Origin of the sequence: Tsukamurella strandjordii (genome assembly GCF_039525985.1) — a bacterium.
In the GTDB taxonomy this organism is placed as follows: Bacteria; Actinomycetota; Actinomycetes; order Mycobacteriales; family Mycobacteriaceae; genus Tsukamurella; species Tsukamurella strandjordii.
Window position 1 is genome coordinate 14,378 of sequence record NZ_BAAAII010000008.1, and the last position, 23,331, is coordinate 37,708.

The window sequence follows — 23,331 nt, forward strand, 5'->3', positions numbered from 1 at the left end:
CGATATTGTGGGGCTGGAGCATGGGGGCACGCATGGCTGACGACAACCCGCTGGACCGGATCAGTTCGGGACCGGCGCCGCAGGGGCCGAGCCCGTGGCGGGCGAACCGGCTGCCCACGGGCAGTCCCTACTCGAACGGGCTCTACGGCACCGGGGATGTGCATCGCCGGCGCCGGCTGGGCCGCGCCGGGTGGCTCGCCCTCATCGCCGCAGTGGCGCTGCTCGCGGGCGCCGTCGGCTGGGCGGCGGTCACGAAGGAGGGCGCGGCCACCACCGGGCCCACGGCCGTCGCCCCCACGGGGACCGCGGCGGCGCCCGTGCCGCCGTCGGTCGACCAGATCGCCGCGAACGCGGTGTTCACCACCGCGCTCGTCACACCGGCGTCGTGCGCGCTGCCGCCGTGGTCCACCGAACGTGCGGCGATGCAGCGGTTCTCGGAGGTCGCGCTCGCCTGCCTGGAATCGGTGTGGGCGCTGCCGACGATGCGGGTCGAGCTCTTCTCCTCCCCCGACGGGGCGGTGCCGGGCTCGGACTGTCCGCCGGACTGGAAGATCACCTCGTTCGGCGTGTGCGGCGCCCGCAACGACGTCCTGTACGTCAACGCCGACCGCATGGTGTCCAGCATCGGAAATCAGGCGGGCGGTGCGCTGCAGTGGCTCGGCCTCGCCGCGGCCGGCCAGGCCGAGGTACGCAGCGGGGTGAGCGCCGATGCCCGGGCGCTGATCCGCTCCGCGGGCGGGGACACCGGTCCGCAGGGTTTCGACTACGCCAAGCGGGAGCACATGCAGGGCCTGTGCCTCGCGGGCACCACGGTCGGCCGGCTGGTGGGTCGCGGGGTGGCCGCGGGCGATCTGGCACGGGCGTCGGAGCAGGCGGGCACCTGGTCGCTGGTGGGTTCGGACAATCGTCCCGTGTCGTCGGCCACCGCGCGCGGCTGGTTCGACCGCGGCAGCCAGTCCCCCACGCCCGAGGTGTGCCGCGCGGTGTGGACCGTTCCCGTGGACGAGGTGTCCTGAGCCCTACCGCAATCCGAGGGCGTGCAGGCGGTCGGTGATGGCCTGTGGCTGCGGGGTGAGCAGGTGGCGCAGACGCTCGCGCACGGCGTCCTGCGCCATGGGGTTGAGCGCGGCCAATCGCGTCTCGTCGGGTGCGGCGAGCGCGCCCTCGATGTCGTCGCCGGTGAGCGCGGCGACGGTGCCGCACAGCACGGCCACGGCCTGATCCGGTCCGGCGACCGCGATGGCGAATCCGGGACCGGTCTCGTGGACGCCACGAATCAGGAAGTCGACGAGCTCGCGCGGTTTGTCCGGATCGAATCCATGGGTCGTGAGGTCGGACGGTCCGGCGATCGCCAGGCCGTCGACCAGGGACATCGGCTCGCGCGGGGGTGCCAGCAGCTCCAGTTCGATCGCCATCACCATGACGATAACTCTTGTCCCGGGTTGCCGACTCAATTAGGTTAGGGTTACCTTCTACGGCATACCCACCGAGTGAGAGGAGTCGTCATGAGCGCCCCCACGATCGCCGAGCCGACCCCGGCAGAGCGCGTCCGCACCGTCGCCGTCGTGCCGCACGCGGCCGTCCTGGTGGCCGACGGCCAGGAACCGATCACCGTCCTGCTCCACCACGTGCTCGGCGACCGGTTGGTGATCGCCATCGCCGACGACGTCCCCTGGCTCGACGGCGTGCGCGCCATGGTGGAGATCAACGACATCTCGCCGCTCGCGCTGCGCGAACGCACCCGGTCGCTGGTGTGGCTGTCCGGCACCCTCTCGGAGGTGGCCGACGGTGCCGCACTCGCCGCCCGGGTGGCGATCGAGAATCCGCTGGAATCGCTGCTCGATGTGGGCAACGGCTCGCGCCTACTGACCCTGCCGGTGGAGACCGCCGTGCTGGCCGACACCGCCGGCGCCTCGTCGGTGACGGGCGATGAACTCGCGGCGGCTGAGCCGGATCCGTTCGCGGGCTACGAATCCGCGTGGCTGGCACACGTGGAGAACGACCATCCGGAGATGGTCGGCCAACTGTCCCGGCGCATTCCGGGCAAGCTGCGCAACCACCGCATCCGGCTGCTGGGCATCGATCGCTTCGGTATCCGGCTGCGTGCCGAGCACCACGAGCTCTCGGATGTGGATGTGCGCCTGAACTTCGCGCAACCCGCCACCGATATGGCCGCCCTGCAGCGGGGCATCCGCATCCTGCTGGGCTGCCCGTTCCTCAACGGCCTGCGCGCCGCCAGCTAGATCCGCTCACGAATTCGGGTTCTGCGAGGACACACGGCCGGATTCGGCCTCGTCCGCCCGCAGAACCCGAATTCCTGAAGCGCTAGTGCGCCTGCACGGTGATATCAGTGCCCTTCGGGGTGAGCAGGTACACGCCCGCCGCCACGGCCAGCAGGATCACGCCACCCACCAGACCGGTGGTCTGCAGTGAGGCCGTGAACCCGGTGGCCGCATGCTCCGCCAGCGCCGGGATCTGCGCTTCCCGAGCGATCGCCATTGCGGCGCCGAGGGATTCGCCCGCCGCATCCGCCGTGGCGGCATCCACTCCCGGGATCGCCGCGAAGTCCGCATCGGCCGTGTAGAGCATTGCTGCCACACTGCCGAGGACGGCCACACCGAGCACGTTTCCCAGGTCGTAGGAGGTCTCCTCCAGCGCGGCGGCGTTGCCCGCCTTGTCCTCCGGCGTGCCGGACATGATCATCGCCGAGGCAACGGTCATCGACCCCATGCCCATGCCCACCAGGACCAGCGGGGCGATCAGCGTCGCGTAGGTGAGCTCGCCCGAGGCGTCGATCAACACCATGCCGATACCCGCCAGGGCCAGACCACCCGCCAAGACGATCCGCGCGTTCAGCACCCGGGCGAGCCACGGCGCGGCGATGGACGCGATGGTCGCGGCCGCGGCCACCGGCAGCAGCCGCACTCCCGTCTCGATCGGTGTGTAGTTCTCCACCAGCTGCATCCACTGCGCGAGCAGCAGCAGGGCGGCGGCCATCGCGAACATCACGCCGAGGGCGGCGAGGATGGCCGCGGTGAACTGGCGCCGCTCGAAGAGCCGCACGTCGAGCAGCGGGTCGGGGCGATGCAGTGAGCGGTACACGAACAGCGACAGCGCGATCACCGCGAGCAGCAGCGCCAGCAGCGCGGGCGCCGAGGCGAAGGTGTGGTCCTTGGCGAACCGCTTGATCGACCACACCAGGGCCACCATGCCGGTGATCGACAGGAGGGCGCCCACGTAGTCCCAGCGGCCGGGGCTCGGCACCGTCGATTCGGGCAGGATGAGCAGCCCCGCGATGAGCACCACGGCCATGAACGGCACGTTCACCAGGAACGCGGCCCGCCACGAGAAGTTCTCCAGCAGAACGCCGCCCGCGATCGGTCCGACTGCGGCACCGATGCCAGACACGGCCGCCCACAGGCCCAGCGCCTTCGCGCGCTCGGCGGGATCGGTGAAGATCACCCGCAGCAGCGACAGCGTGGTCGGCATGATCATCGCGCCGCCCACACCCAGCAGGGCGCGCAGCGCGATCACCTGGCCGGGCGTCTCCGCCCACAGCACCAACAGTGATGCCACGCCGAAGACGCCGTAGCCCAGCAGCAGCATCCGCTTGCGGCCGAACCGGTCTCCGAGCGAGGCGGTCGACACCAGCAGCCCGGCCAAGACCAGCGAGTAGGCGTCGATGATCCAGAGTTGTTGCGCCGCAGTGGGACGCAGATCCGCGGAGAGATCCGGGATGGCGATGTTGAGGATCGTCAGATCCACGGTGATCACCAACAGGCTCACCGAGAGAACGGCCGCCGCCGCCCACCGTCGCGCGAACGACATGGTGGCGGGGCCATCGGTCGTGAGTTGAGTCATGACTGGGTTCCCTTCGTCGCGCCGAGCGGCGCGGTCCAGAGCGCCGCGATGGCGCTGTCGAGCAGGTCGCGGTCCATGGGCTTCTCGGCGATGACGGCGTCCATGGTCGCGCCGTCGGTGAGCATCGCCACGGCGCGGGCGTTCTCGGGCGGGATGTACCGCGACAGGGTCTCGATGTGTCGCGCAGTCCAGTGCCGGGCGAGCTCCTCCAATTCGGGGCTCAGCAGCGAGGCGCAGGTGACGGCGAAATCGCCGCGCACGAGCTGCGGGTCCTCGAGGTAGCGGTGCAGGGCGGCGGTGTAGGCCGTCGACGAGGCGCCCTCCCGGACGAACTCGGCCTCCAGTTCGGCGAGCCACTGTTCCGCTTCGGCCATGAGACTCTGCAGCGCCGCGGCGCGCAGATCGTCGAGGGTGGCGAAGTACTGCGTGGTCGATCCCAGCGGGACGCCGGCACGCGTGGCCACCTTGCGGTGCGTCAGCGCATCGGGTCCGGCCTCCAGCACGAGCGCCGCGGCGGCGTCCACGATCTCGCGGCGGCGACGCTCGGGGTCACGGCGGCGCGGTGTGTCGTTCATGCTCATTCTCCTAATGTACGTCTGTACATGTACAACTGTACATCAAGGCGCGGTGTTGTCGATTCTTCACCCGCGCGGTGTTCTTTTGCAGCCCGAACCGGTTAGATTGGTGCGATGAACACCACAGAGGGTTCGACGAAGCACTCCGTCAAGGAGACTGTGAGCGAGACGGCGAAGTCCTGGCTGCGCAAGGCCATCGCGGCCTTCGTGCTCGTGGGCGTGCTGATCGCGGTGTACTTCGGCCTGTCCGCCTTCATTCCGCGCTGGTGGGCCCAACAGGTCGGCCGCTGGGTGGATTCGAGCATGACCAGCGGCACCCTCTTCGGCCTGGGCATCGGCTTCGCCAGCACGGCCGTACCACTTCTCATCCTGGTGTTCGCCGCGCGGCGGGTGAAGAGCCATCCCGCGATCGCCACCATCGCGGGCGTCCTCGCGGTGGCCGCATCGGTGCCGAACCTGATGACCCTGTCGGTGGTGATCGGCGTGGGCAGCGGCGCCAACGCCGGCCGCCAGACGATGAACGTCGACTCCCCCGGTTTCCGCGGAGCCACCCTGATCGGCGTGATCGTCGGTGCCCTCTTCGCCGTGGCCCTGGCGATCTTCCTCGCCGTGCAGCGCAAGAAGCGCGCGAAGAAGAAGCAGATCAAGGCCGCCGAGAAGGAGGCCAAGGCAGCCGCCAAGCAGGCGGAGAAGGACGCCAAGGCGGCCGAGAAGGCGCTCAAGAGCGGGCACGCCCCCGCCGCGTCCAGCCTCGACGACGATCAGCCCGCGCAACCGGGCTCCACCTCGAGCTCGTCGGGCTAGATCAGATCCGGTTGATCCGCTCGCCGAAGTCGGGCGGAACGGGGTCTCCCGATTGCAGCCCGAGGTCCTTCATGACACGCAGGGCCTTGCCGCAGTAGATGAGATAGTCCGCGATCGGCATCGCCATGTCGGCTCGCGTAGCGGACACCTCACCCGTGACCAGTTGCGGCGGCATGACCGGGGCACACTCGGCCGGCTCAAGCCTGGAATTTCCGCTGCGCGCGAGCCATTGATCGAATTCGGCCGCGCAGACGGCGTCAAGCATCGCCTGGGTCGGCAACAGCCGGGTGAAGGTCGCAAGATCGACCGTCGGATCGCAACCCATCGTCGACGGATCGAAAATCCAGACCGATGCCGGCTGAGCACGCGGCTCACCGTCGACCCCGTACACGACACCGCGCCAGTCCCCCGCGACAACGTGGACCTTCCGCCCGAGAATCGCCCCCACGAGACGTGAGATGAGCGACGACGTCGCGGCGTCGTAAACCTGCATCGCGCCACGACCCAGCTGTACAAACGCGTCGCCGGCATCGTCGGCTCGCCGCCCCGGTCTACGCCACATGCCGCGATTGTATGGCGCCGAACCTGCTGCGGTGACCAGCTATCCGATGCCGAACAGGCTCTCGATCGGCGACTTGGCGAAGTACACCAGGAACAGGCCGGCCACCACCCACAACAGCGGGTGCACCGTCTTCGCCTTGCCCTGCGCCACGGCGAGCACCACCCAGGTGATGAACCCGATGCCGATGCCGTTGGCGATGGAGTACGTGAAGGGCATCGTGACCACCGTGAGGAACGAGGGCAGCGCGATGCCGAACTGGGTCCAGTCGATGTCCTTGAGCTGACCGATCATCATGGCGCCCACGATCACCAGCGCAGGCGAGGCGGCCTCGGACGGCACCACCTCGTACAGCGGGGTGAAGAACATCGCCAGCAGGAACAGCACGCCGGTCACGATGTTCGCCAGGCCCGTGCGGGCACCCTCGGCGATGCCGGCGGCGGACTCCACGAAGACGGTGTTCGACGACGCCGAGGCGCCGCCGCCCACGATGGCGCCCGCGCCCTCGACGGCCAGCGCCTTGCCGATGTTGGGGACGCTGCCGTCCTCCTTCATCAGGCCGGCCTCCTTGGTCATGCCGGTGATGGTGCCCATGGCGTCGAAGAAGTTCGACAGCACCAGCGCGAACACCAGGACCGACGCGGCGAGCACGCCGATCCGGGTGAAGGCGCCGAAGATGTCCACCTCGCCCACCAGCGACAGATCCGGCAGCCCGCCGAGCGAGCTGGGCAGCTCCGGGATGTTCAGGCTCCAGCCGTGCGGATCCTTGATCGACGGTCCGAGACCCGTCAGCTTCTGCACGACGAGGGCGACGATCGTGGTGATCACCACGCCCAGCAGGATCGCGCCGGGCACCTTGCGCACCACCAGGATGCCCATCAGCAGCACGCCGAAGACGAACACCGCCGTCGGCCACGACGCCACGGAGTTGCCGATCCCCAGGGTCACCGGCACCGTCGTGCCCGCGGCGTCCGGGACGCGCCGCACGAACCCGGAGTCCACGAAGCCGATGAACGCGATGAAGCAGCCGATGCCGGCCGCGATCGCGGCCTTGAGTTCGGCGGGGATCGCGCGGAAGACCGCGGTGCGGAAGCCGGTGACGCCGAGGATCACGATGATGATGCCGTCGATCACCACCAGGCCCATGGCCTCGGGCCAGGTGACCTGCGGCGCGACGCTCACCGCGAGCAGGCTGTTCACGCCGAGGCCGGCGGCGATGCCGAAGGGGTAGTTGACGATCGCACCGAAGACGATGCACATCAGGCCCGCGGCGAGCGCGGTGACGGCGGCGACCTGCGCGGTGGGCAGCACGTTGCCGAGCACGTCGGTGTTCTTGTTGTTGCCCACGATGCCGCCGATGATGATCGGGTTGAGCACCACGATGTAGGCCATCGTGAAGAAGGTGACGAGGCCACCGCGCAGCTCGCGCGAGATCGTCGAGCCGCGCTCGCTGATCTGGAAGTAGCGGTCGACAGGCCCCAGGCGGGGCTCGACAGGTGCAGGCACGGCGTTCACCTCGGCGATCGTGAGCGGGACCGCGCAATCGTATGACACGCCGATACAGTGGGCCGGTGAGCGCCCCCGAAGCCGTGCCCGCGAGCGAGAAGGGTCCGCTGCGCGCCGAGATCGCCATCGTCCTGCTGGTGACTTTCGGCTGGTCGGGGATGTATTCGCTGATCCGGCTGATCGGCTATCAACTCGGCCCCGGTGTGGGCGGCACGACGGTGAGCCTCAACCCCTCGCGCAGTCCGCACATCCCCATCGATTTCCTGCTCCAGACGCTCACGGCGGTGCAGCTGTTCGCCTGGGCCGCCCTCGCCCTCTATCTGCTGTGGCGCTCAGGCATCGGCGTGGCCGATCTGGGCTTCGCGCTGCGCGGCTCCCGGCGCGAGCTGCTCAAGAACATCGGACTCGGGACGGGGCTCGCGGCGTTGATCGGCCTCCCCGGATTGGCCCTCTACGTGGCGGGACGTGCGCTGGGCGTCACCGCGAACGTGCTGCCCGCGGCGGGCGGCGACCCCGGCTGGCGGATGGTGACCTACGTGCTCATCGCCGCCGGCAACGCCGTCGCCGAGGAGGTCGTGGTGGTGGGCTACTTCATGACCCGGCTGCGACAGCTCGGGGTGGGGCGCGGCGGCACGATCGCCGCCTCCGCGCTCCTGCGCGGCAGCTACCACCTGTACCAGGGGTTCGGAGCCGGTCTGGGGAACGTGGTGATGGGCGTGATCTTCGGTGCGGTCTACGACCGGTGGCGCACGCTGTGGCCGCTGGTGATCGCCCATTTCGTGATCGACGTGGTGGCCTACCTCGGCTACGCGCTGCTCAGATCACACCTCGGTTTCCTCAGCTAGCGATCACCCGCGGCGCACGCCCGGTTCCATGCCCTCACGAGGCAGGATTCGGCTCGTACGCTCGCGAAACCCGACATTCGGGTCACCCGATCTCTCAGATACTGCCCGTACAGTCGGAATGCGTGAACGACGAACGATCCCGGGGCGACGAGCGGCCGCTCGCCTGGTCCCAGGTACCCGAGGGCGAGCCGTCGGTGACCCGGCGCCCCGTCGGGAACCGGCAGGGCCCGCCGCGTCCGCAGCCGCCCCGGCAGGCGCGACCGCAGCAGCCGCCGCAGCCGCCGCGCGGACAGCAGCCCTTCCGTCCGCAGGCTCCGCAGCCGCGACCCACCCGGGTCGAGCGCCCGCAGCCCGCGCCGCCGCAGGGCGACTGGGCCCCGCCGCAGACGCCCGAGCCCATCCCCGCGAGCGCGGAGCGCCGCAGCCGGGGCACCGGTCGCGTCGGAGAACGCGGCAGCAGTGTGGGCGCGCGCGGAAGCAGCGGCCGGGTGCCCCCGCCGCCGCCACCGCCCCGCGACCGCAGCCGGCGCCGGGCCGCACCGGAGGCGCCGAAGCCGGCCGCTACGCCCCGCGTCACACGCAAACGGCGGCTTCATCCGCTGCGCTGGATCAGCCTGTTCCTGGTCCTGGTGATCGTGGGCACCGCGGCCGCCACCTTCTACTTCGACGGCAAACTCAACCGGGTCGACTCCCTCGCCGCCTACGCCGGCCGGATCGCCGACACCCCGGGAACCAACTGGCTGCTGGTGGGATCCGATGCCCGCGAGGGACTCTCCCCGCAGCAGCAGAAGGACCTGGCCACGGGCGGCGACCTCGGCGGCGCCCGCACCGACACCATCATGCTGGTGCACATCCCCAAGTCCGGTTCGCCGCTGCTGATCTCGATCCCCCGCGACCTCTACGTCCCGGTCCCCGGACAGGGCAGCTACAAGATCAACGCCGCCTACTTCCTGGGCGGCCCCAAGCTCCTGGTGCAGACCTTCGAATCGAAGGCCAAGGTGCGCATCGATCACTACGCGGAGATCGGCTTCGGCGGCTTCGCGAACATGGTGGACGCCCTCGGCGGCATCGAGATGTGCCCGAAGTACCCGATCAACGACCCCAAGGCCGGAATCCGGCTGCAGGCCGGCTGCCAGACGCTCAACGGCGCGCAGGCCCTCGGCTACGTGCGCACCCGCGCCACGCCGAACGCCGACCTCGATCGGGTGACGCACCAGCGCGAGTTCATGACGGCGCTGTTCAAGAAGGCGACATCGCCCAGCACGCTGCTCAATCCGTTCGAGATGTGGAGCCTGGCCGATGCCACCGTGGGCGCGCTCACCGTGGACACCGACACGCACCTGTGGGACCTGGGGCGCCTGGCATGGGCGCTGAGCAGCTCACCCGTCACCACCACCACGCCCACGGGCGGCAGCAGCAACACCGACGAGGGCGATGCGCTCCTCTGGGGCAAGAACACCACCGAGTTCTTCGGACTCATCGCGGCGGATCAACCGGTGCCCGATCGCCTGCTCAGCGCACCCGCGAATTCCGGATAAGGTGAACCTATGACCGATGAGCGCGGCCGGATCGGCCGTCCCCCCAAGGTGAACCGCGAGCAGGTCGTTGCCGCGGCGGCGGACATCCTCACCAATGATGGTCCGCTGAAGTTCTCCATGCGTGCCCTGGCGTCCCGATTGGACATCAGCGCGATGGGGATCTATCACTATTTCGATTCCAAGAACGACCTGCTGGGAGCCGTTCTCGAACATCAGGCGTGGAACACGCCCGTTCCGGAGCTGTCCGCCGACCCCCGCGAGCGGCTCGTGGAGCTGCCCCTGGCGGTGATCACGCACCTGTCCCGGCATCCCTGGGTGATCGACGTGCTCTCGGCCGACGAGATCATCGACGCCTTCTCCGCGTGGGCATTCAACGAGTTCCTCATCACCACAGATGAACTCGACATCGACGAGGCCGATTCGCTCCAGCTGCTGTTCGGCATCTGGCGGATCGTGGTCGGCGAGGTCGTGGTGCGCAACAACATCGCGATGCGCAACGAGCGGCCCACGCCGCCCTGGTACGAGCGCGAGGTCCCGGCCCACGTCGCCGAGCGCGACCGCCTGATGCGGGCGCTCGGCAACGTCGACGACGGCATCAACGCCTACGACGTGGAGGTCACCCTCCGCGCGTACCTGGCCGGCAAGCTGGGGTAGTCCGCCTAGATCGACACCTGGCGGCCGCGCAGGCCGTCACGTGAACGTCGCTGCGCCGCAGTCAGTTCGGAATCGTCCGCGAGTGCCTCGGCGAGCCGCTTGGCGAGTTCGACGGTGCCCGGCACCCACTCGTCGGGATGCGACTCGCGGTCGAGGTCGAAGACGGGGATGAGCAGGCCGTCGGCGCGGAACGAGCCGGCGAACCGCGAGCCCTCGCCCACGGTGAGGCCGCCGGCGGCGTGCACGCGTGCCAGCGCGGCCATCAGCTCGTCCTCGGGAGCGGGATGCACCCAGCGCAGGTGCGCCTTGGAGCCGGTGTCGGCCCACCAGGGTGCGCCCACGCCGTCGGCGCCGAGGTCGAGCCGGGCGGCGGGCGTGATCAGCGAGTTCGCGTGCTCCACCAGCTGGCGGGTCTGCGCATCGGTCTCGCCGGCGAGCCACCAGTCGAAGTCGGAGTGCACCGTGATCTCCAGCGCCGCCGCGGTATCGAGCACCTCGCTCGGCACGGCGTCGGTCGGCTCGGCGAGGGCCTCACCGGGCGCCGTATCGGCGGCGAACCGGGCCGATCCGGCGAGCGCGGCGGCGGGATCCTCCGGGCGCACCGAGGTCTGCAGCGCGGCGTAGCCCACGGGCCCGTCGGACTCCTCGCGGACCAGCGCGAAGGAGGCACCCGGCAGCACCGTCGCCAGCCGGACGTCGCGGGACGAGCCCTGCACGGCGAGCGGCGCCGTCGCGCTCGGGACGAACTGCCGCAGCGCGACGAGATCGCACTCGGCGGCGAGGCCCTCGAACGGGCGGCGCGCGGCCACGGCGTCGTCCGCCGACCGTGCACGCTGCGCGGCGAGCTTCTCGGCGCGGTTCGATCCCTCGCGGGGAGTGGCATTGCGTTCGCGTCTACCCATGCCCCGCAGGGTACCCAAGAGCCCCGGTCAGCCCTGCAACCAGGACCGCGCGCGGGCCGGGCGATTGGTGGCGATCCACTCCACGCCCAGGCCGTGACACAGGGCCACATCGGCCTGGGTGTCCACCGTCCAGCAGTAGGTGAACCGTCCGGCGGCGCGCGCCTTGGCCACGGTGTCGGGACGCTCGCGCAGTGATTCCACCGACGGTCCGATGCCCTGCGCGCGCACGGCGGTGGCCGCTCCGCCGCCCAGCAGCCGGGAGGCCTCGCCCAGGAGGACCGCGGGGACGCCGGGCGCATTGCGACGCACCCGCCACACCGCCGATCCGGAGAAGGAGATCACCACCACCGGCGCGGAGGCCGGGTCGCCGGGTCGCGAGAGCCCGTGCCGCTGCAGCGTGGCCAGCAGTTTCTGTTCGACGAGCCCGCCGAACCGCACCGGGTGCTTGGTCTCCACGAACAGCGTCCGATCGGCGCTGCGGGCCAGATCGATCAGCTCGTCGAGGGTGACCACGGACTCCGGATGGCCGGGCCGCTTCCACGAGCCGAAGTCCATCGCCCGCAGATCGGCGAGGTCGAGTTCGGACACCGCCCCGGTGCCGTCGGAGGTGCGCTCCACGGTGCGGTCGTGCACACAGACGAGGTGGTGATCGCGCGTGAGCCGGACATCGCATTCGATCGCGTCGGCGCCCTCGGCCACGGCGGCCTCGAAGGCGCTCATCGTGTGCTCCGGGTACTCGCCGCTCGCACCGCGATGCGCCACGATGCCCGCTACACCGCCAACCATCGGCCCTCCTCAGAGTCCTTCTGCGAGTCCGGCCCCGCGTCGATGGCGCGCACCACACGCAGAGTCACGACCAGGAACGCCGCGCCCAGCGCGTACGTGATCGCCGTGTACAGCACGGCATCCGCGTGGTGCTGCAGCCCGCCGGACGCCTGCGCGTACGCCACACAGGCGAGCGTGACGATACTCAGCGCGACCCACCCCGCCCACCAGCGGCGGATGAACTCCAGGCGGCCATCCGACGACGGTGCGCGGCCGGCGACACGGTCCTGCGCGCCCACCAGTTCCATGGCCAGGACGGGCGCCGCCACGAGGTTGACCACCGGAACCAGGCAGTACACCCACAGCTGCCAGGTGGGCCGCGGATCGAGCGTGCCGAGTTCGCCGTAGACGGCCGCGCGCGCGGCCTGCAGCCAGCGGGCGAAGACGATGTACAGGACCACGAGCGCGATCACCGCGAGCCACCCGATGGCGAACACGGAGACCTCGGCACCCCAGGCCAGGTACTTCGAGATCGGTCCGGCGCGGTTGATCACCAGCAACAGGTACGCGGCGGCCTCGGCCAGCGCCGCGAGCACCAGCACCGCGATGGTGCCCTGCAGCACCGAGACCAGCGCGGTCGTGGCGGATTCGGCCCGCCGGCCCTGTTCGGTGACGGGCGCGGGCGCGAACTCCTGCCGCAGGCCCCAGCGGGGCACGTCCGTGTACTTCGGCGTGGGCCCCTGTTCCGACGGTGCGCGGCGCGGCACCGGGAGGGTCTCCGGTGGGCGCCGGGCCAGCCAGCGGATCCGCCGGCCGGGGGGCTGGGTGCGCGCGGTGGGCTGCATCAGACCGCCCCCGGGCCACCGTCCGGCCGCACGACCGGCTTCGCGGCCGCGGCCCAGGCGATCATTCCGCCGTCGACGACCACGGCCTCCACACCCACGGTCTCGAGGTAGCGCACAGCGCTCTCGGAGCGGCCGCCCCCGCGGCAGATCACGTACACCTCGGAGTCGAGGTCGAGTTCGCCGAAGCGCGCCGGCAGCTCGATCAGCGGGATGTGCACGGCGCCCGGTGCGTGACCGAGGTCCCACTCATCGGGTTCGCGCACGTCGAGCAGGGTGATGCCCTCGATCGCGGGCAGGGCGTCGATCCCGATCAGCCCGTCGTGCACGGGGCCGGCGGCGGGGATTCCGTGCGCGTCCGTCATGGGGACCAGTTTGGCACGACCTTCTGCGAGGGCAACGAATTCATCCACAGTTTCCACAGGCTCATCCACAGCTTGAGGTTCATTCATATCGGCGTTCACCAGCGCGGATTCCGCCCCCTGTGGAGCGTGTGGAATCACGAACCGTAACTCGCCCACAGGCCCCGCCGCTGCAGGCCGGACAGCGCACCGTCGAGCACGCCGGTCGTGAGGGAGGCCGCAGCCCCGGCCAGCCCGCCGTCGGCGATCGAGGTCCCGCCGCTGAGCAGGCGCGCGAGCAGGGGCTTCGGCGTGTGCATGGTCTCGACCTCGGCGTCCGGGTAGCGCTCGGCGAGCACGCCGCGCAGGGTGCCGACACCGTCGGCCAGCCCCAGCTCCACGGCCTTCTCGCCGATCCACACCTCACCGGTGAAGAGCCGCGGATCGTCGCCGAGCTTGGCGCCGCGGCGGTCGGTGACCCAACCGCGGAAGGCCGTGTGGATATCGCCCTGCACGCCGTGCAGCCACTCCACATCGGCTTCGCGGACGTCCTCGAACATGTCGAGGCGGTGCTTGGACTCGCCCGCGGTGAAGACGCGCCGCTCCAGGCCGATCTTCTCGATGAGCTCCTTGGCGCCGAAGCCCGCCGAGATGACGCCGATCGAGCCGACAATCGAGGTGCTGGTCACGAAGATCTCGTCGGCGGCGCAGGCCAGCCAGTACCCGCCCGAGGCGGCCACGTCCTCACAGAAGGCGAGCACGGGCAGGTCGTGCTTGGCCGCGAGCTGGCGGATGCGGGCGCCGATCAGCTCGGACTGGGCGGGCGAGCCGCCGGGGCTGTTGAGGGCGAGGGCCACGGCCACCGCATCGTCGGTCTCGAAGGCCTTGCGCAGCACCGTCTCGACGCCGGCCAGGTTGAGCACGCCGCGGCTGCTGAGCCCGCCCGACATGGCGGGTGCGGCGATCGGGCCCTCCAGGCGGACGACGGGGACCACCCCGCCGGCCTGGCCGAGCGCGGTGCGCACCCGATGGCTGGCGGCCTTGGCCGCGTCCTGCAGTTCCGTGACGAGTGCACTCATACCCTCGAAGGTAGCGCCTGTGCGGCGGTCGCTCTCAGGGCGCGAACGGGGATCCCGGGAAGTTGCGGGCCACCGTCCACACCGCGGCGAGCGCCCCGAGCCCGATCCACAGCCATTTGTTCCTCGGCAGCGAGGGGACCCGGAAGCCCACCCGGTTCCCCAGCCACTGCGCCCACAGCCACACCAGGAGAACGGCGATGGGGTAGATCAGCAGATTCGAGGAGAAGGCCGCGGCGAAATCGAAGTTGGTCAGATCGTTGACGGCGCGCAGGCCGCCGCAGCCCGGACAGTAGAGACCGGTGACCGCGTACAGCGGACACACGCCCCAGCTGTTCTGGACGTGCGGGTCGCGCAGATGCAGTGCGAGGACCAGCCCGCCCACACCGGAGGCGGTCAGCAGCGGCGCGGCGGCGGCGCGTAGGCGACCGTCGGCGGGACTGCTGCTTGCCGTCATGCGCTCCAGGCTAGCGTCAGAACGCGGAGACCCAGATCAGGCCGATCACGAGGCTGCCCACCGAGACCAGGGCGTCCAGGAGCGCGTAGCCCCAGGCATTGCGACGGTTCAGCAGGTTGAGCACCGCGTGCGCACCGAAGGTGGTTCCCACCAGCAGCGAGACCACGAAGGTGATCGCGAAGACGTCGAACCGGGGGCCGTAGGTGCAGGCCATCGCGGCGCATTCCCGGAAGGACGGGAGCGCCTGCACGGTGAGGTACAGGTTCGCGAGGGTCGCGCCGACCGAGACGGCGAGGAGGGTGATCGCCACCACGATGTCGGTGCGGGTCTGACGACCGCCGACGAGGGTTCGAATACGGTGCGCCCGACCAGCGTGGGGCGACGGCTCGCGCACCCCGATGCTGTATTCGGTCATGCCACCATGATCCGGCTCGGGGGCCCGGATTCCAAGCTTTTCCGATAGAGATTCAGGTCGTTTCTATCGCTACATTTCGTCGCATCCCAGGTTGGGAGGTGTAAACCACTTCTCCGTCTAGTTCGTCACACGAGCATAGGTGAACAACAAACTTCAGACATATGCCACTCACACCCCAGTGGGCATCGACGGATTTCCTACTCGCGAGTAGGTCGGCTATGGTGGTCGACATCACACGCTGTGACGGGATTCACAGCCCTCGGGCTGGGAGAGGCGGAGGAATGACTGTCGAGCACGAGCACTCGCACGCGACCTCCTCCGCACGCTGCACCACCGTCCATTTCTCCCGGTCGCTCACGCGCACCAGCATCACCGTGGCCGTCCTGGCGCTCGCGCTGGTGCTCATTCTCGTCCTGCGCTGACCGTCGCCGCCGAACCTCAACTGCGCTTGATGCGCATTCGTCCGTCCTTATTGCGGAACCATTCCAGATAAGAAAGGCTGGAGCGGTACCGAAGGATCACCGAGGGGGCGATCGCTCCCGCAACAGAAGGGAATGCCGTGGCCGTCTACACTCTGCCGGATCTCGACTATGACTACAGTGCGCTGGAGCCGCACATCTCGGGCGAGATCATGGAGCTGCACCACAGCAAGCACCACGCCGCCTACGTCGCCGGCGCCAACGCCGCCCTCGAGCAGCTCGCCGAGGCTCGCGAGGACGGCTCCATCGCCACCAAGGCGCCGCTGCTCTCGAAGAACCTCGCCTTCCACCTGGGTGGCCACACCAACCACTCGATCTTCTGGAAGAACCTGTCGCCCAACGGTGGCGACAAGCCGGTCGGCGATCTCGCCGCGGCCATCGACGAGTACTTCGGCGGCTTCGATAAGTTCCAGGCGCACTTCACCGCCGTCGCGAACTCGCTGCAGGGCTCCGGCTGGTCGGTGCTGGCGTACGACCACATCGGTCAGCGCCTCGTGATCCAGCAGCTCACCGATCAGCAGGGCAACATCTCGATCAACCTCACCCCGCTGCTCATGCTGGACATGTGGGAGCACGCCTTCTACCTCCAGTACAAGAACGTCAAGGCCGATTACGTCAAGGCCTGGTGGAACGTTGTGAACTGGGACGACGTGGCCGCCCGCTACGCCGCCGCGAAGGCCTGACAGCCCGCTCGCAGCCCTCGTCCGAAGCCCCGCCCGCGCACCCTCGCCGGCGGGGCTTCGGCGTGTCGACGGTGCGCCGCACCGTCCGGCCCGGCGCCCTGGCTCCCCACCTGATTTCCGCTCCCGCTCCCGTTTCCTCGTCGCGCCCCCGATGCATCAGGAGCGGGATGTCGAAACGGGAGCGGGAAGGCGCCGCGAGAGGAGCAGACCCCGCGGACCGAGCGCCGCGTGCAGTCGATTCCGGAGTCGGTCCGGCTCGCGGCATTCCAGCCAGCGCCAGTGGTGCGGCGAGAGACCGTTCTCCACGAGGAGGTTGTCCCGGGTGAGCTGGTGGTCCGCCTCGGAGGTGCTCAGCTTCACCCGCCCGTCGAACTCGCCGACCACCAGGTGCGACCACAGGAAATCAGTGCGCGCCACCAGGTTGCCCGCCGGGCCGAACAGCTCGAACTGCAGCGTGGGGCGCGGGATCTCCGGCCACCGGAGCATCAGGGCCCGGCTCAGCGATTCGCCCACCGACTCCGCGAGCGCAGTGGCCTCCGGCAACGCGGCCCGCAAGGTCGCCGTCCCGCGACGCCGCCCCAGACGGTCCGCGGCCGCCTCCAGCTCCCCCATCGAAGCACCGGCCCGCAGCGCCGCATCCAAAGCGCACACCGCCTGCTCGAAGGTGCCCGCGAGGGCGAGATCGAGCGCGGTGCGCGCGAGTGTGGTCACCGCGTAGCCGTCGATCTCGCAGACATCGTGGGCATCGAGCCTTCGCAGGTGCACCCGCCGGTTTCCCCGGACGGATCCGCCGCGAGATCCCGTACCGGTGAAATCGACAGTCCGCCAATCGTTGTTGAGGATCTGCATGCCGTGCAGCGCGGCGGCCGCGGCGTGGCTCAGCACCAACCGGCGCGAGGTGCGGTCGGCCGCCGCGCGAACCGTGACCGCGAACTCCCGCCATGGCGCGAGCGCGTCCCCTCGGTGATACGCACCCGCCCACACTCGCGTGAGCTCACGCCGGTGGACCGCCGCACGGATCTCACTGTCGCGCATTCCCACGGCGAGTAGTTCCCGCCTGTGCCGATACCCCGGCACCGCATCGTCCGGCATCGTCGAACCTCCCCCAAGGTCGCCTGTCGCGATGGTGCCACCGGGGCCTGACAGGTACGCCTCCCCGTTCGCGCTCCCGTTTCGTCCTCTCGCTCCCGGGGTAACGGGAGCGGGAGAAGAAGACGGGAGCGGGAGGCACCGGTCCACGATGGTTCGCTATCGTGAGGAATCAATACGTCATCCCGGAAAGGTCTCTCATGTCTCGCACCGCGATCGTTCTCACCGCCGCCGCGACAGCGGCCGTTGCACTCGGGTCCGCCGCGCCCGCGATCGCCGACCCCGGCGATGCGCAGACGGTGCGCCGCATCGCCTGCGAGCAGTACGCGGTGGGCGCATCGACGTTCGACTACCGCGACCTGCGCCCGTGGCAGCAGCGCCTCAAGCAGGGCGTCTCGCCCGAACTGTCCGCGAAGTACGACGCCACCACGGAAGCGATGAACCAGCTGCTGCAGCCGCTGCAGTGGGTCTCGACCGGCCGCTTCGCCGGCGCCGAGACCCAGGACCTGGGCAACGGTGTCTGGCGCGCGAAGTGCTTCATCAACGTGCACGTCACGAACACGGATGCGCCGCAGGGGCGCACTATGACCACCCAGTACGTCATCACCCTGGACAAGAACCGCGGCTGGCTGATCACCGATGTCGGCGGCGACCCCGCCGGACAGTGACCTCGGCGGACAGGCCGCCCGAGCAGCAGCTTTCCGGGTAGCCGAAAACTCCGCACAGGCCCCGCCAACAACCCCTTGCGGTTTCCAAAACTTAAGCAGGACTTGTCGATTCACCAATCGGCGACTATTCTGGGAATCGCACGAAGGGGAGTAGCCCCCAATCGCGTGGTCGACATACTGGCGAATCCGCCCGGCCCGCGAACCGGAGACACCCGAGTCGCTGCGCGAGACCTCGCGCCGGCGGCGCACCGGTGGGCGAGACCTTTGTGCCATTGCGCGGTCCGATCGTCGGATCCGTGTGGCACAGGTCTTTTCGGGAGGTTCCACCGTGCTCAACGCATTGCTGGTCAGTTTCGCCGTGGTCTTCGTCGCGGAGCTCGGCGATAAATCGCAACTCATGGCGATGACCTTCGCCGCCAAGTTCAAATGGTGGATCGTGCTCGCCGGCATCACGCTGTCGACCGCCGTGGTCCACATCGCCTCGGTGGGAATCGGTTACGCGCTGGGGTCCAGCATCCCCACCCAGCTGATCACCGCGATCGCGGGCATCTCGATGCTGGTCTTCGCCTTCTGGACCTGGCGCGGCGACGCGCTGTCCGACGACGAGTCCACCACCGCCGATCGCGTCACCCGCTCGGTCTTCCTCGCGGTCACCTCCGCCTTCTTCCTGGCCGAGCTGGGCGATAAGACGATGCTGGCCACCGTCACCCTCACCACTCAGTACAACTGGTTCGGCGTGTGGCTCGGCTCCACCGTCGGCATGGTGGCCGCGGACGCCCTGGCGATCGCCGTCGGCGCGGTTCTCGGCTCGAAGCTCCCCGAGCGCGCCGTCGCGATCGGCGCCACGATCCTCTTCTTCGCCTTCGGCGGCTGGCTGCTGTTCGAGGCCTGGCCGGAGCTCGACGGTGTGGCCCGGATCGTGACGGGTGCGATCGTCGCGGTCACGGTGCTGGGCGGCTTGTTCGTAGTGCGCCGGGCGCACCGGAGCCGTCTCGCCGACCCGGCTCAGGTGAAGAACGCCGATTCACTAGTGTGAGGTGTGTCGCGCCCCACGTTCCGAGTCGGCGGCGCCATACAGAAGGGAATCGAGCCATGGACGTCTCCGGCTCCTCCGTCATCGTCACCGGCGGCGCTTCGGGCCTCGGTGCCGCCACCGCCAAGCGCTTCGCCGAGGCCGGCGCCACCGTCTTCGGCCTCGACCTGCAGCCCTCGATCGACAAGGCCACCCCCGTCGAGAACGTGCACCTCGTGCCGACGGACGTGACCAAGGAGGACGAGGTCAACAACGCCATCGCCGAGGCCGTCAAGGCGGGCCCGCTGCGCGTGGCCGTGAACTGCGCCGGTGTCGGCTGGGCCGGCCGCATCCTGTCCAAGAACGGCCCGCACGCGCTGGACCTGTTCCAGACCGTCATCAACATCAACCTGGTGGGCACGTTCAACGTGATGCGCCTGGCCGCCGATCAGATGAGCAAGCAGGAGACCGCCGATGCGCAGGGCTCCCGCGGCCTCATCGTGAACACCGCCTCCGTGGCTGCCTTCGAGGGCCAGATCGGCCAGATCGCCTACACCGCCTCCAAGGGCGGCGTGCACGCGATGACCATCACCGCGGCGCGCGACCTGGCGCAGTTCGGGATCCGCGTGAACACGATCGCCCCGGGCACCATCAACACCCCGATGCTCGCCGGCGTGACCCCGGAGTTCAAGCAGACCCTCGAGGCGGGCATCCCGTTCCCGTCGCGCCTGGGCGAGCCGGAGGAGTACGCCCAGCTGGCCTACTTCCTCTCGGAGCACGATTACATCAACGGCGAGACCATCCGCATGGACGGTGCGCTCCGGATGGCTCCGCGCTAACTAGATCTGCAGTTCATCCGCCGGCGTCGCCCTGACCGCGTCCGAGAGGACGAGGAGCGGGGCGGCGTCGTCGTCTATCGAGGTGCCCTCGGGCGGCAGCACCATGGCCGACGGTGCCGGGGCCCCGCCCGCCTCGGCGCGCAGGTCGATGGCGACGAGCAGGTTGTGCACGTTCTCCTCCGGCGTACCGTCGCCGAAGTCGTCTGGCAGGTACGGGCTCAATTGCACCAGCACGTCGCGGATCTCGACCACGCGGCGCTGGAACCGCACGTGCGGATCACGCCCGGCGCGCCCGGCGTCGAGCACCACCTCGGGGACCGCCGTGGTGAGTAGTTCCCAGAGCGGCGCGAGGCGCTTGTAGTCCTCGCGGTGCCGCTTGCGGTACTTGAGCTCCATGAAGAAGCCCCGTACGCCGGGGTAGCTCAGGCCGAGCACGAAGAGCAGGATGCCGATGCCGGTGCACACCTGCGAGACGGTGAGCAGGGCCGGCCAGGAGACCAGTTGCAGCACGCTGGTGACCACGAAGACCACCTGGGTCAGCGAGCCGAGGGCGGTGAGCCCGAGACCGGCCGCCATCATCCGCAGCGAGGTCACGAGGTAGCCGTCGGCGAAGGGCATCAGCCGGGTGAGCGAGAGGACGCAGTCGGCGAGGCCGTACATCAGGTAGGCGCCGGCGATGGCGAAGAAGACCGCGAAACCCAACTCCTGCACGGTGAGTGAGTCCAGGGACGCGTCCCGCATCGAGGGCGGGGTCGCCGTCATCGCCACGGACAGCCCGATCACGGCGGCGAGCAGCGGGATGGCCTCCATGCCCGCACGCTTCTGCCGGGCGCTCTCGGTGGGGCCGTAGAAGAAGGCCACCGCCAGGGCGGCCACGCCGAGCGCGAGGCCCACGTATCCGCCGAGCCGGGAGGCGCCCTTCCAGAGGCTGCCGTCGACGGTGGTCGCGAGGGGCGAGCCGAGCAGCAGGACGGCCACGGTGAGTGCGGCGATGGCCACGGTGACGGCCACCGCCTGGACACCGGCCTTGGACCGGTACAGACGATCGATGCGCCAGCACAACACGATGGTGAAGAATGCGACGCCCAGTACGTTGACGAGCTTCACAGCCACCGGGAGTGGCCTCCCAACGCGCGCTGGATACCGCGCAGGCTGTCGTGTTTGGCGGTGCGGCCCGCTGTGGCGCCGGCCTGTGCGGCCCAGCCGAGGATGATGGAGGCGATCATCTCGGCCTCCCACTCGTTCTCGTCGTCGTAGCAGGTGCGGTGCAGCGCGGCCGCGGCCTCGTCGGGCGGCATCGTGGCCGCATCGTCGCCGGCGGCGGAGACGTGCTGGTGGCCCGCGATGAGGTGACCGAACTCGTGGATGATGATCTGGTCACGGTGGGTGCGCGAGGTGTTGGCCTGATAGAAGAAGTAATCGGCATCGTCGCCCACGAGCCACAACCCGTTGGGCATCCCAACAGGCAGCGGCTGGCTGATCACGAGGATGTCGCGGCCTCGGCGCCGTCCGTACTTCTCACAGAGCTGCACAGCGTCGAACGGCAGGTCGAGGTCGAGACTGCGCACCTCGCGCTCACAGAGACGACGAAGTGCCTTTGCGGTACGCACGCCCCTCCTCCGTCGATCGACGCATGAGGGGCGGCGTCCGCTCCGGATCGGACTCCGGTGTGGTTACTGACCCTCAGCTTCGCGCGAGTCTACGGGAAGCTCGGGCGGGTCCGCGGGCAAGCCCTGCTGCACCCGCAGCACCTTGATGAGCTCGTTGACCATGTTCACCGAGTCGGGCGAGAGCCCTGCCAGGCGGAACGCGGCCATCTGCACCTTGGTGTCGGCCTGCAGCCGCATGAGGTGAATCTGGTCACGGGTGCGCTGTGCGGCCTCGTCCTCGAGGAAGTAGTGCACGTCCACGCCGAACGCCGCGGAGATCCCCTCGACGGTGCGGAACGACGGCGACTTCGCCTTGCCGGACCGGAGCTGGCTCAGGTACGACTCACCCAGGCGGAAGCCGAGAGCGGTCGACCGCTGCGCGATGGCCTTCGCGGTGAACGCGCGGCCGTTCGGGCCGGGCACCGTACGGAACAGCTCCTCGAGCCGACTCGCGAACAGACCCTGGCCGACCAGAGCCTCGCTGTCGTACTTAGTGTTACCTGCGTCCACTTTGTGCCATCCCTCTCTCTTCGGCACGACCTGCCACCTGTCCGCCGAGTGCGGTATTGCACGACGTCCAAGCTTCCTCACACTATAGCGTAGTTTGCCAATAGGTACATCCCCTTTGGGATCGACTATCAGTCCGCAGCGCTCGTGATGTATTGTTACCTACGCGCGCGCAGATACAACGGAAGGGGTAGCGTGTCCGCTCCAACGCACCTCTCGGCACGTCTGCGTGCCGCCGTGATCGTCTCGCTCGCCGTGGGCACCATTTCCGCGGCGCCGGCCTTCGCGGAGCCCGATTCCGGCTCCTCCTCGTCTTCCAGCGGTTCCTCGTCCGTCGAGTCGTCCTCCGACGGCAACACCCTGCGCGGCACCTCCTCCGGCGGCACCTCTGCGGAGTTCTCCATCAAGGACTCGAACAAGGACGCCACCGGCTCGTCGAAGAACGACGGCAAGGACAAGGGCGACAAGAACAAGAACGACAAGGACCAGAGCGGCAAGGACAAGGACGACAAAGACCAGGGCGGCAAGGGCAAGGACGACAAGGACAAGCACGGCCTGCCCAGCATCGGCCAGATCATCGGAGGCATCCTGGGCGGCGGCTCGTCCGCCGGATCGGGCTCCGGATCCACCGGCGGCTCCACGGGCGCCGCCACCGGTCCCGCGGGCGGCGCATCGATCGAGACCCCGAGCTCGGGAGGGGGCAGCCCCGCCGCACAGGGCGCCGGTATCCGCTCGGGCAACCCCGAACCCCAGGGCGTCGGCGTCCGCGAGGGCGGCGCCACCGCGAGCGGTGCAGGCGTCCGCAACGGCAATCCGGCACCCGCCACCGCACCGGGCGGCCGCGACGCCGCCCCCGCACCGTCGGCCGGTGCGCCCGCGGCGGCGCCCGTCGTGCCGCCCGTGGTCGCCGTCCCCGCGGTTCCGGTTCTCCTGCCGCCCGTGATCGTCGCGGCCGGTCCGCGCGCCGCGGGTCCCCAGCCGGTGCAGTTCGGCACCCCCGCCGCCGGTGACGGCGCGTCCGACAAGGACGCCGGCAACGATGCGGCACCGCCCGGCAAGGACGACAAGCGCAGCGAGCCCACACTCCTCACCGCGGCCTACTCCTCCGCCCAGCGGGTGACGCCCGTGGCCACCGAGACGGCCCGGCAGCTCTCGCCGGCGCTGTTCGCGGTGCTGGGCGGTATCGCCCTGCTGGGGAGCAGCACCTTCGTGGATGCGCTCCGCCGCGCCCACCTGCGCCAAGCCCAGGCCTGATCCGCTGCGCC

28 protein-coding genes are annotated in these 23,331 nt (G+C 69.6%); 12 read left to right on the forward strand and 16 right to left on the reverse strand.

The window, feature by feature from the left end:
• Positions 1–32: 32 nt before the first annotated feature.
• Positions 33–1,016, forward strand: coding sequence for a hypothetical protein (locus ABD108_RS14615; protein ID WP_343930663.1), 984 nt, complete (start codon positions 33–35; stop codon positions 1,014–1,016).
• Between the two features lie 3 nt (positions 1,017–1,019).
• Here ABD108_RS14615 and ABD108_RS14620 read toward each other — a convergent pair whose 3' ends face one another.
• Positions 1,020–1,415 carry a hypothetical protein gene (locus tag ABD108_RS14620; protein ID WP_305112506.1) on the reverse strand — a complete coding sequence of 132 codons (396 nt, stop codon included), beginning with the start codon at positions 1,413–1,415 and terminating at the stop codon, positions 1,020–1,022.
• A 90-nt stretch (positions 1,416–1,505) separates the two neighbouring features.
• On the opposite strand from ABD108_RS14620, the gene ABD108_RS14625 reads away from it, so the two are divergent.
• Entirely contained in the window at positions 1,506–2,243 is a 738-nt protein-coding gene (locus ABD108_RS14625; RefSeq protein ID WP_220657030.1) for a DUF2470 domain-containing protein, read from the forward strand.
• An 82-nt stretch (positions 2,244–2,325) separates the two neighbouring features.
• On the opposite strand, the gene ABD108_RS14630 is transcribed toward ABD108_RS14625, so the two are convergent.
• Positions 2,326–3,861, reverse strand: coding sequence for an MFS transporter (locus tag ABD108_RS14630; protein WP_343930664.1), 1,536 nt, complete (start codon positions 3,859–3,861; stop codon positions 2,326–2,328).
• A complete protein-coding gene (locus tag ABD108_RS14635; RefSeq protein WP_343930665.1) occupies positions 3,858–4,436 on the reverse strand; it encodes a TetR/AcrR family transcriptional regulator in 579 nt (192 codons plus the stop codon). The genes ABD108_RS14630 and ABD108_RS14635 overlap by 4 nt, the downstream gene beginning before the upstream one ends.
• A gap of 114 nt (positions 4,437–4,550) precedes the next feature.
• On the opposite strand from ABD108_RS14635, the gene ABD108_RS14640 reads away from it, so the two are divergent.
• Entirely contained in the window at positions 4,551–5,240 is a 690-nt protein-coding gene (locus tag ABD108_RS14640) for a hypothetical protein (RefSeq protein WP_343930666.1), read from the forward strand.
• A 1-nt stretch (position 5,241) separates the two neighbouring features.
• On the opposite strand, the gene ABD108_RS14645 is transcribed toward ABD108_RS14640, so the two are convergent.
• Together ABD108_RS14645 and ABD108_RS14650 are read right to left on the reverse strand one after the other, a co-directional pair.
• Complete coding sequence (locus ABD108_RS14645) at positions 5,242–5,802, reverse strand: hypothetical protein (protein WP_343930667.1); 561 nt, start codon at positions 5,800–5,802, stop codon at positions 5,242–5,244.
• 39 nt (positions 5,803–5,841) lie between these two features.
• Entirely contained in the window at positions 5,842–7,323 is a 1,482-nt protein-coding gene (locus ABD108_RS14650) for an NCS2 family permease (RefSeq protein WP_425579794.1), read from the reverse strand.
• Positions 7,324–7,370: 47 nt separating this feature from the next.
• On the opposite strand from ABD108_RS14650, the gene ABD108_RS14655 reads away from it, so the two are divergent.
• From ABD108_RS14655 to ABD108_RS14665, 3 genes are all read left to right on the forward strand, one after another.
• A complete protein-coding gene (locus ABD108_RS14655; protein WP_343930668.1) occupies positions 7,371–8,150 on the forward strand; it encodes a CPBP family intramembrane glutamic endopeptidase in 780 nt (259 codons plus the stop codon).
• A 122-nt stretch (positions 8,151–8,272) separates the two neighbouring features.
• Complete coding sequence (locus tag ABD108_RS14660; RefSeq protein ID WP_343930669.1) at positions 8,273–9,688, forward strand: LCP family protein; 1,416 nt, start codon at positions 8,273–8,275, stop codon at positions 9,686–9,688.
• 9 nt (positions 9,689–9,697) lie between these two features.
• Complete coding sequence (locus ABD108_RS14665; RefSeq protein ID WP_220657036.1) at positions 9,698–10,342, forward strand: TetR/AcrR family transcriptional regulator; 645 nt, start codon at positions 9,698–9,700, stop codon at positions 10,340–10,342.
• Between the two features lie 5 nt (positions 10,343–10,347).
• On the opposite strand, the gene ABD108_RS14670 is transcribed toward ABD108_RS14665, so the two are convergent.
• From ABD108_RS14670 to ABD108_RS14700, 7 genes are all read right to left on the reverse strand, one after another.
• Positions 10,348–11,244: a DUF5926 family protein gene (locus ABD108_RS14670; protein ID WP_220657037.1), complete on the reverse strand. Its 897-nt coding sequence runs from the start codon at positions 11,242–11,244 to the stop codon at positions 10,348–10,350.
• A gap of 27 nt (positions 11,245–11,271) precedes the next feature.
• Positions 11,272–12,030 (reverse strand): glycerophosphodiester phosphodiesterase, encoded by a 759-nt coding sequence (locus ABD108_RS14675; RefSeq protein ID WP_343930670.1) that lies wholly within the window; start codon positions 12,028–12,030, stop codon positions 11,272–11,274.
• On the reverse strand, positions 12,015–12,854 hold the full coding sequence (locus ABD108_RS14680) for a DUF4328 domain-containing protein (protein ID WP_220657039.1): 840 nt from the start codon (positions 12,852–12,854) through the stop codon (positions 12,015–12,017). Before ABD108_RS14680 ends, ABD108_RS14675 begins: the two co-directional genes overlap by 16 nt.
• Positions 12,854–13,216: a rhodanese-like domain-containing protein gene (locus ABD108_RS14685; protein WP_220657040.1), complete on the reverse strand. Its 363-nt coding sequence runs from the start codon at positions 13,214–13,216 to the stop codon at positions 12,854–12,856. The genes ABD108_RS14680 and ABD108_RS14685 overlap by 1 nt, the downstream gene beginning before the upstream one ends.
• 134 nt (positions 13,217–13,350) lie before the next feature.
• On the reverse strand, positions 13,351–14,271 hold the full coding sequence (locus tag ABD108_RS14690; RefSeq protein ID WP_343930671.1) for a S49 family peptidase: 921 nt from the start codon (positions 14,269–14,271) through the stop codon (positions 13,351–13,353).
• 34 nt (positions 14,272–14,305) lie between these two features.
• The gene (locus tag ABD108_RS14695) at positions 14,306–14,725 is read right to left on the reverse strand and encodes a DUF2752 domain-containing protein (protein ID WP_343930672.1); all 420 of its coding nucleotides are present in this window, start codon (positions 14,723–14,725) and stop codon (positions 14,306–14,308) included.
• Between the two features lie 16 nt (positions 14,726–14,741).
• Entirely contained in the window at positions 14,742–15,140 is a 399-nt protein-coding gene (locus ABD108_RS14700; RefSeq protein WP_220657043.1) for a hypothetical protein, read from the reverse strand.
• A 281-nt stretch (positions 15,141–15,421) separates the two neighbouring features.
• Between ABD108_RS14700 and ABD108_RS14705 the strand changes: the two genes are divergently transcribed.
• Positions 15,422–15,562, forward strand: a complete 141-nt coding sequence (locus ABD108_RS14705) for a hypothetical protein (protein WP_220657044.1) — start codon at positions 15,422–15,424, stop codon at positions 15,560–15,562.
• A gap of 137 nt (positions 15,563–15,699) precedes the next feature.
• A complete protein-coding gene (locus ABD108_RS14710) occupies positions 15,700–16,302 on the forward strand; it encodes a superoxide dismutase (protein ID WP_220657045.1) in 603 nt (200 codons plus the stop codon).
• A gap of 156 nt (positions 16,303–16,458) precedes the next feature.
• Here ABD108_RS14710 and ABD108_RS14715 read toward each other — a convergent pair whose 3' ends face one another.
• The gene (locus ABD108_RS14715) at positions 16,459–17,394 is read right to left on the reverse strand and encodes a hypothetical protein (protein WP_305112514.1); all 936 of its coding nucleotides are present in this window, start codon (positions 17,392–17,394) and stop codon (positions 16,459–16,461) included.
• Between the two features lie 197 nt (positions 17,395–17,591).
• On the opposite strand from ABD108_RS14715, the gene ABD108_RS14720 reads away from it, so the two are divergent.
• From ABD108_RS14720 to ABD108_RS14730, 3 genes are all read left to right on the forward strand, one after another.
• The gene (locus ABD108_RS14720; protein ID WP_343930673.1) at positions 17,592–18,059 is read left to right on the forward strand and encodes a hypothetical protein; all 468 of its coding nucleotides are present in this window, start codon (positions 17,592–17,594) and stop codon (positions 18,057–18,059) included.
• Between the two features lie 328 nt (positions 18,060–18,387).
• Positions 18,388–19,095 carry a TMEM165/GDT1 family protein gene (locus ABD108_RS14725; RefSeq protein ID WP_220657048.1) on the forward strand — a complete coding sequence of 236 codons (708 nt, stop codon included), beginning with the start codon at positions 18,388–18,390 and terminating at the stop codon, positions 19,093–19,095.
• Positions 19,096–19,151: 56 nt separating this feature from the next.
• Positions 19,152–19,910, forward strand: coding sequence for an SDR family NAD(P)-dependent oxidoreductase (locus ABD108_RS14730; RefSeq protein WP_220657049.1), 759 nt, complete (start codon positions 19,152–19,154; stop codon positions 19,908–19,910).
• On the opposite strand, the gene ABD108_RS14735 is transcribed toward ABD108_RS14730, so the two are convergent.
• The 3 genes from ABD108_RS14735 to ABD108_RS14745 form a co-directional block, all read right to left on the reverse strand.
• The gene (locus tag ABD108_RS14735; protein WP_220657050.1) at positions 19,911–21,023 is read right to left on the reverse strand and encodes an MAB_1171c family putative transporter; all 1,113 of its coding nucleotides are present in this window, start codon (positions 21,021–21,023) and stop codon (positions 19,911–19,913) included.
• The gene (locus ABD108_RS14740) at positions 21,014–21,520 is read right to left on the reverse strand and encodes a hypothetical protein (protein WP_220657051.1); all 507 of its coding nucleotides are present in this window, start codon (positions 21,518–21,520) and stop codon (positions 21,014–21,016) included. The genes ABD108_RS14735 and ABD108_RS14740 overlap by 10 nt, the downstream gene beginning before the upstream one ends.
• A 63-nt stretch (positions 21,521–21,583) precedes the next feature.
• Positions 21,584–22,069 (reverse strand): helix-turn-helix transcriptional regulator, encoded by a 486-nt coding sequence (locus ABD108_RS14745; RefSeq protein WP_013124830.1) that lies wholly within the window; start codon positions 22,067–22,069, stop codon positions 21,584–21,586.
• Between the two features lie 192 nt (positions 22,070–22,261).
• Here ABD108_RS14745 and ABD108_RS14750 point away from each other — a divergent pair, with 192 nt between their 5' ends.
• Complete coding sequence (locus ABD108_RS14750; protein ID WP_343930674.1) at positions 22,262–23,320, forward strand: hypothetical protein; 1,059 nt, start codon at positions 22,262–22,264, stop codon at positions 23,318–23,320.
• The last annotated feature ends 11 nt before the right edge of the window (positions 23,321–23,331 follow it).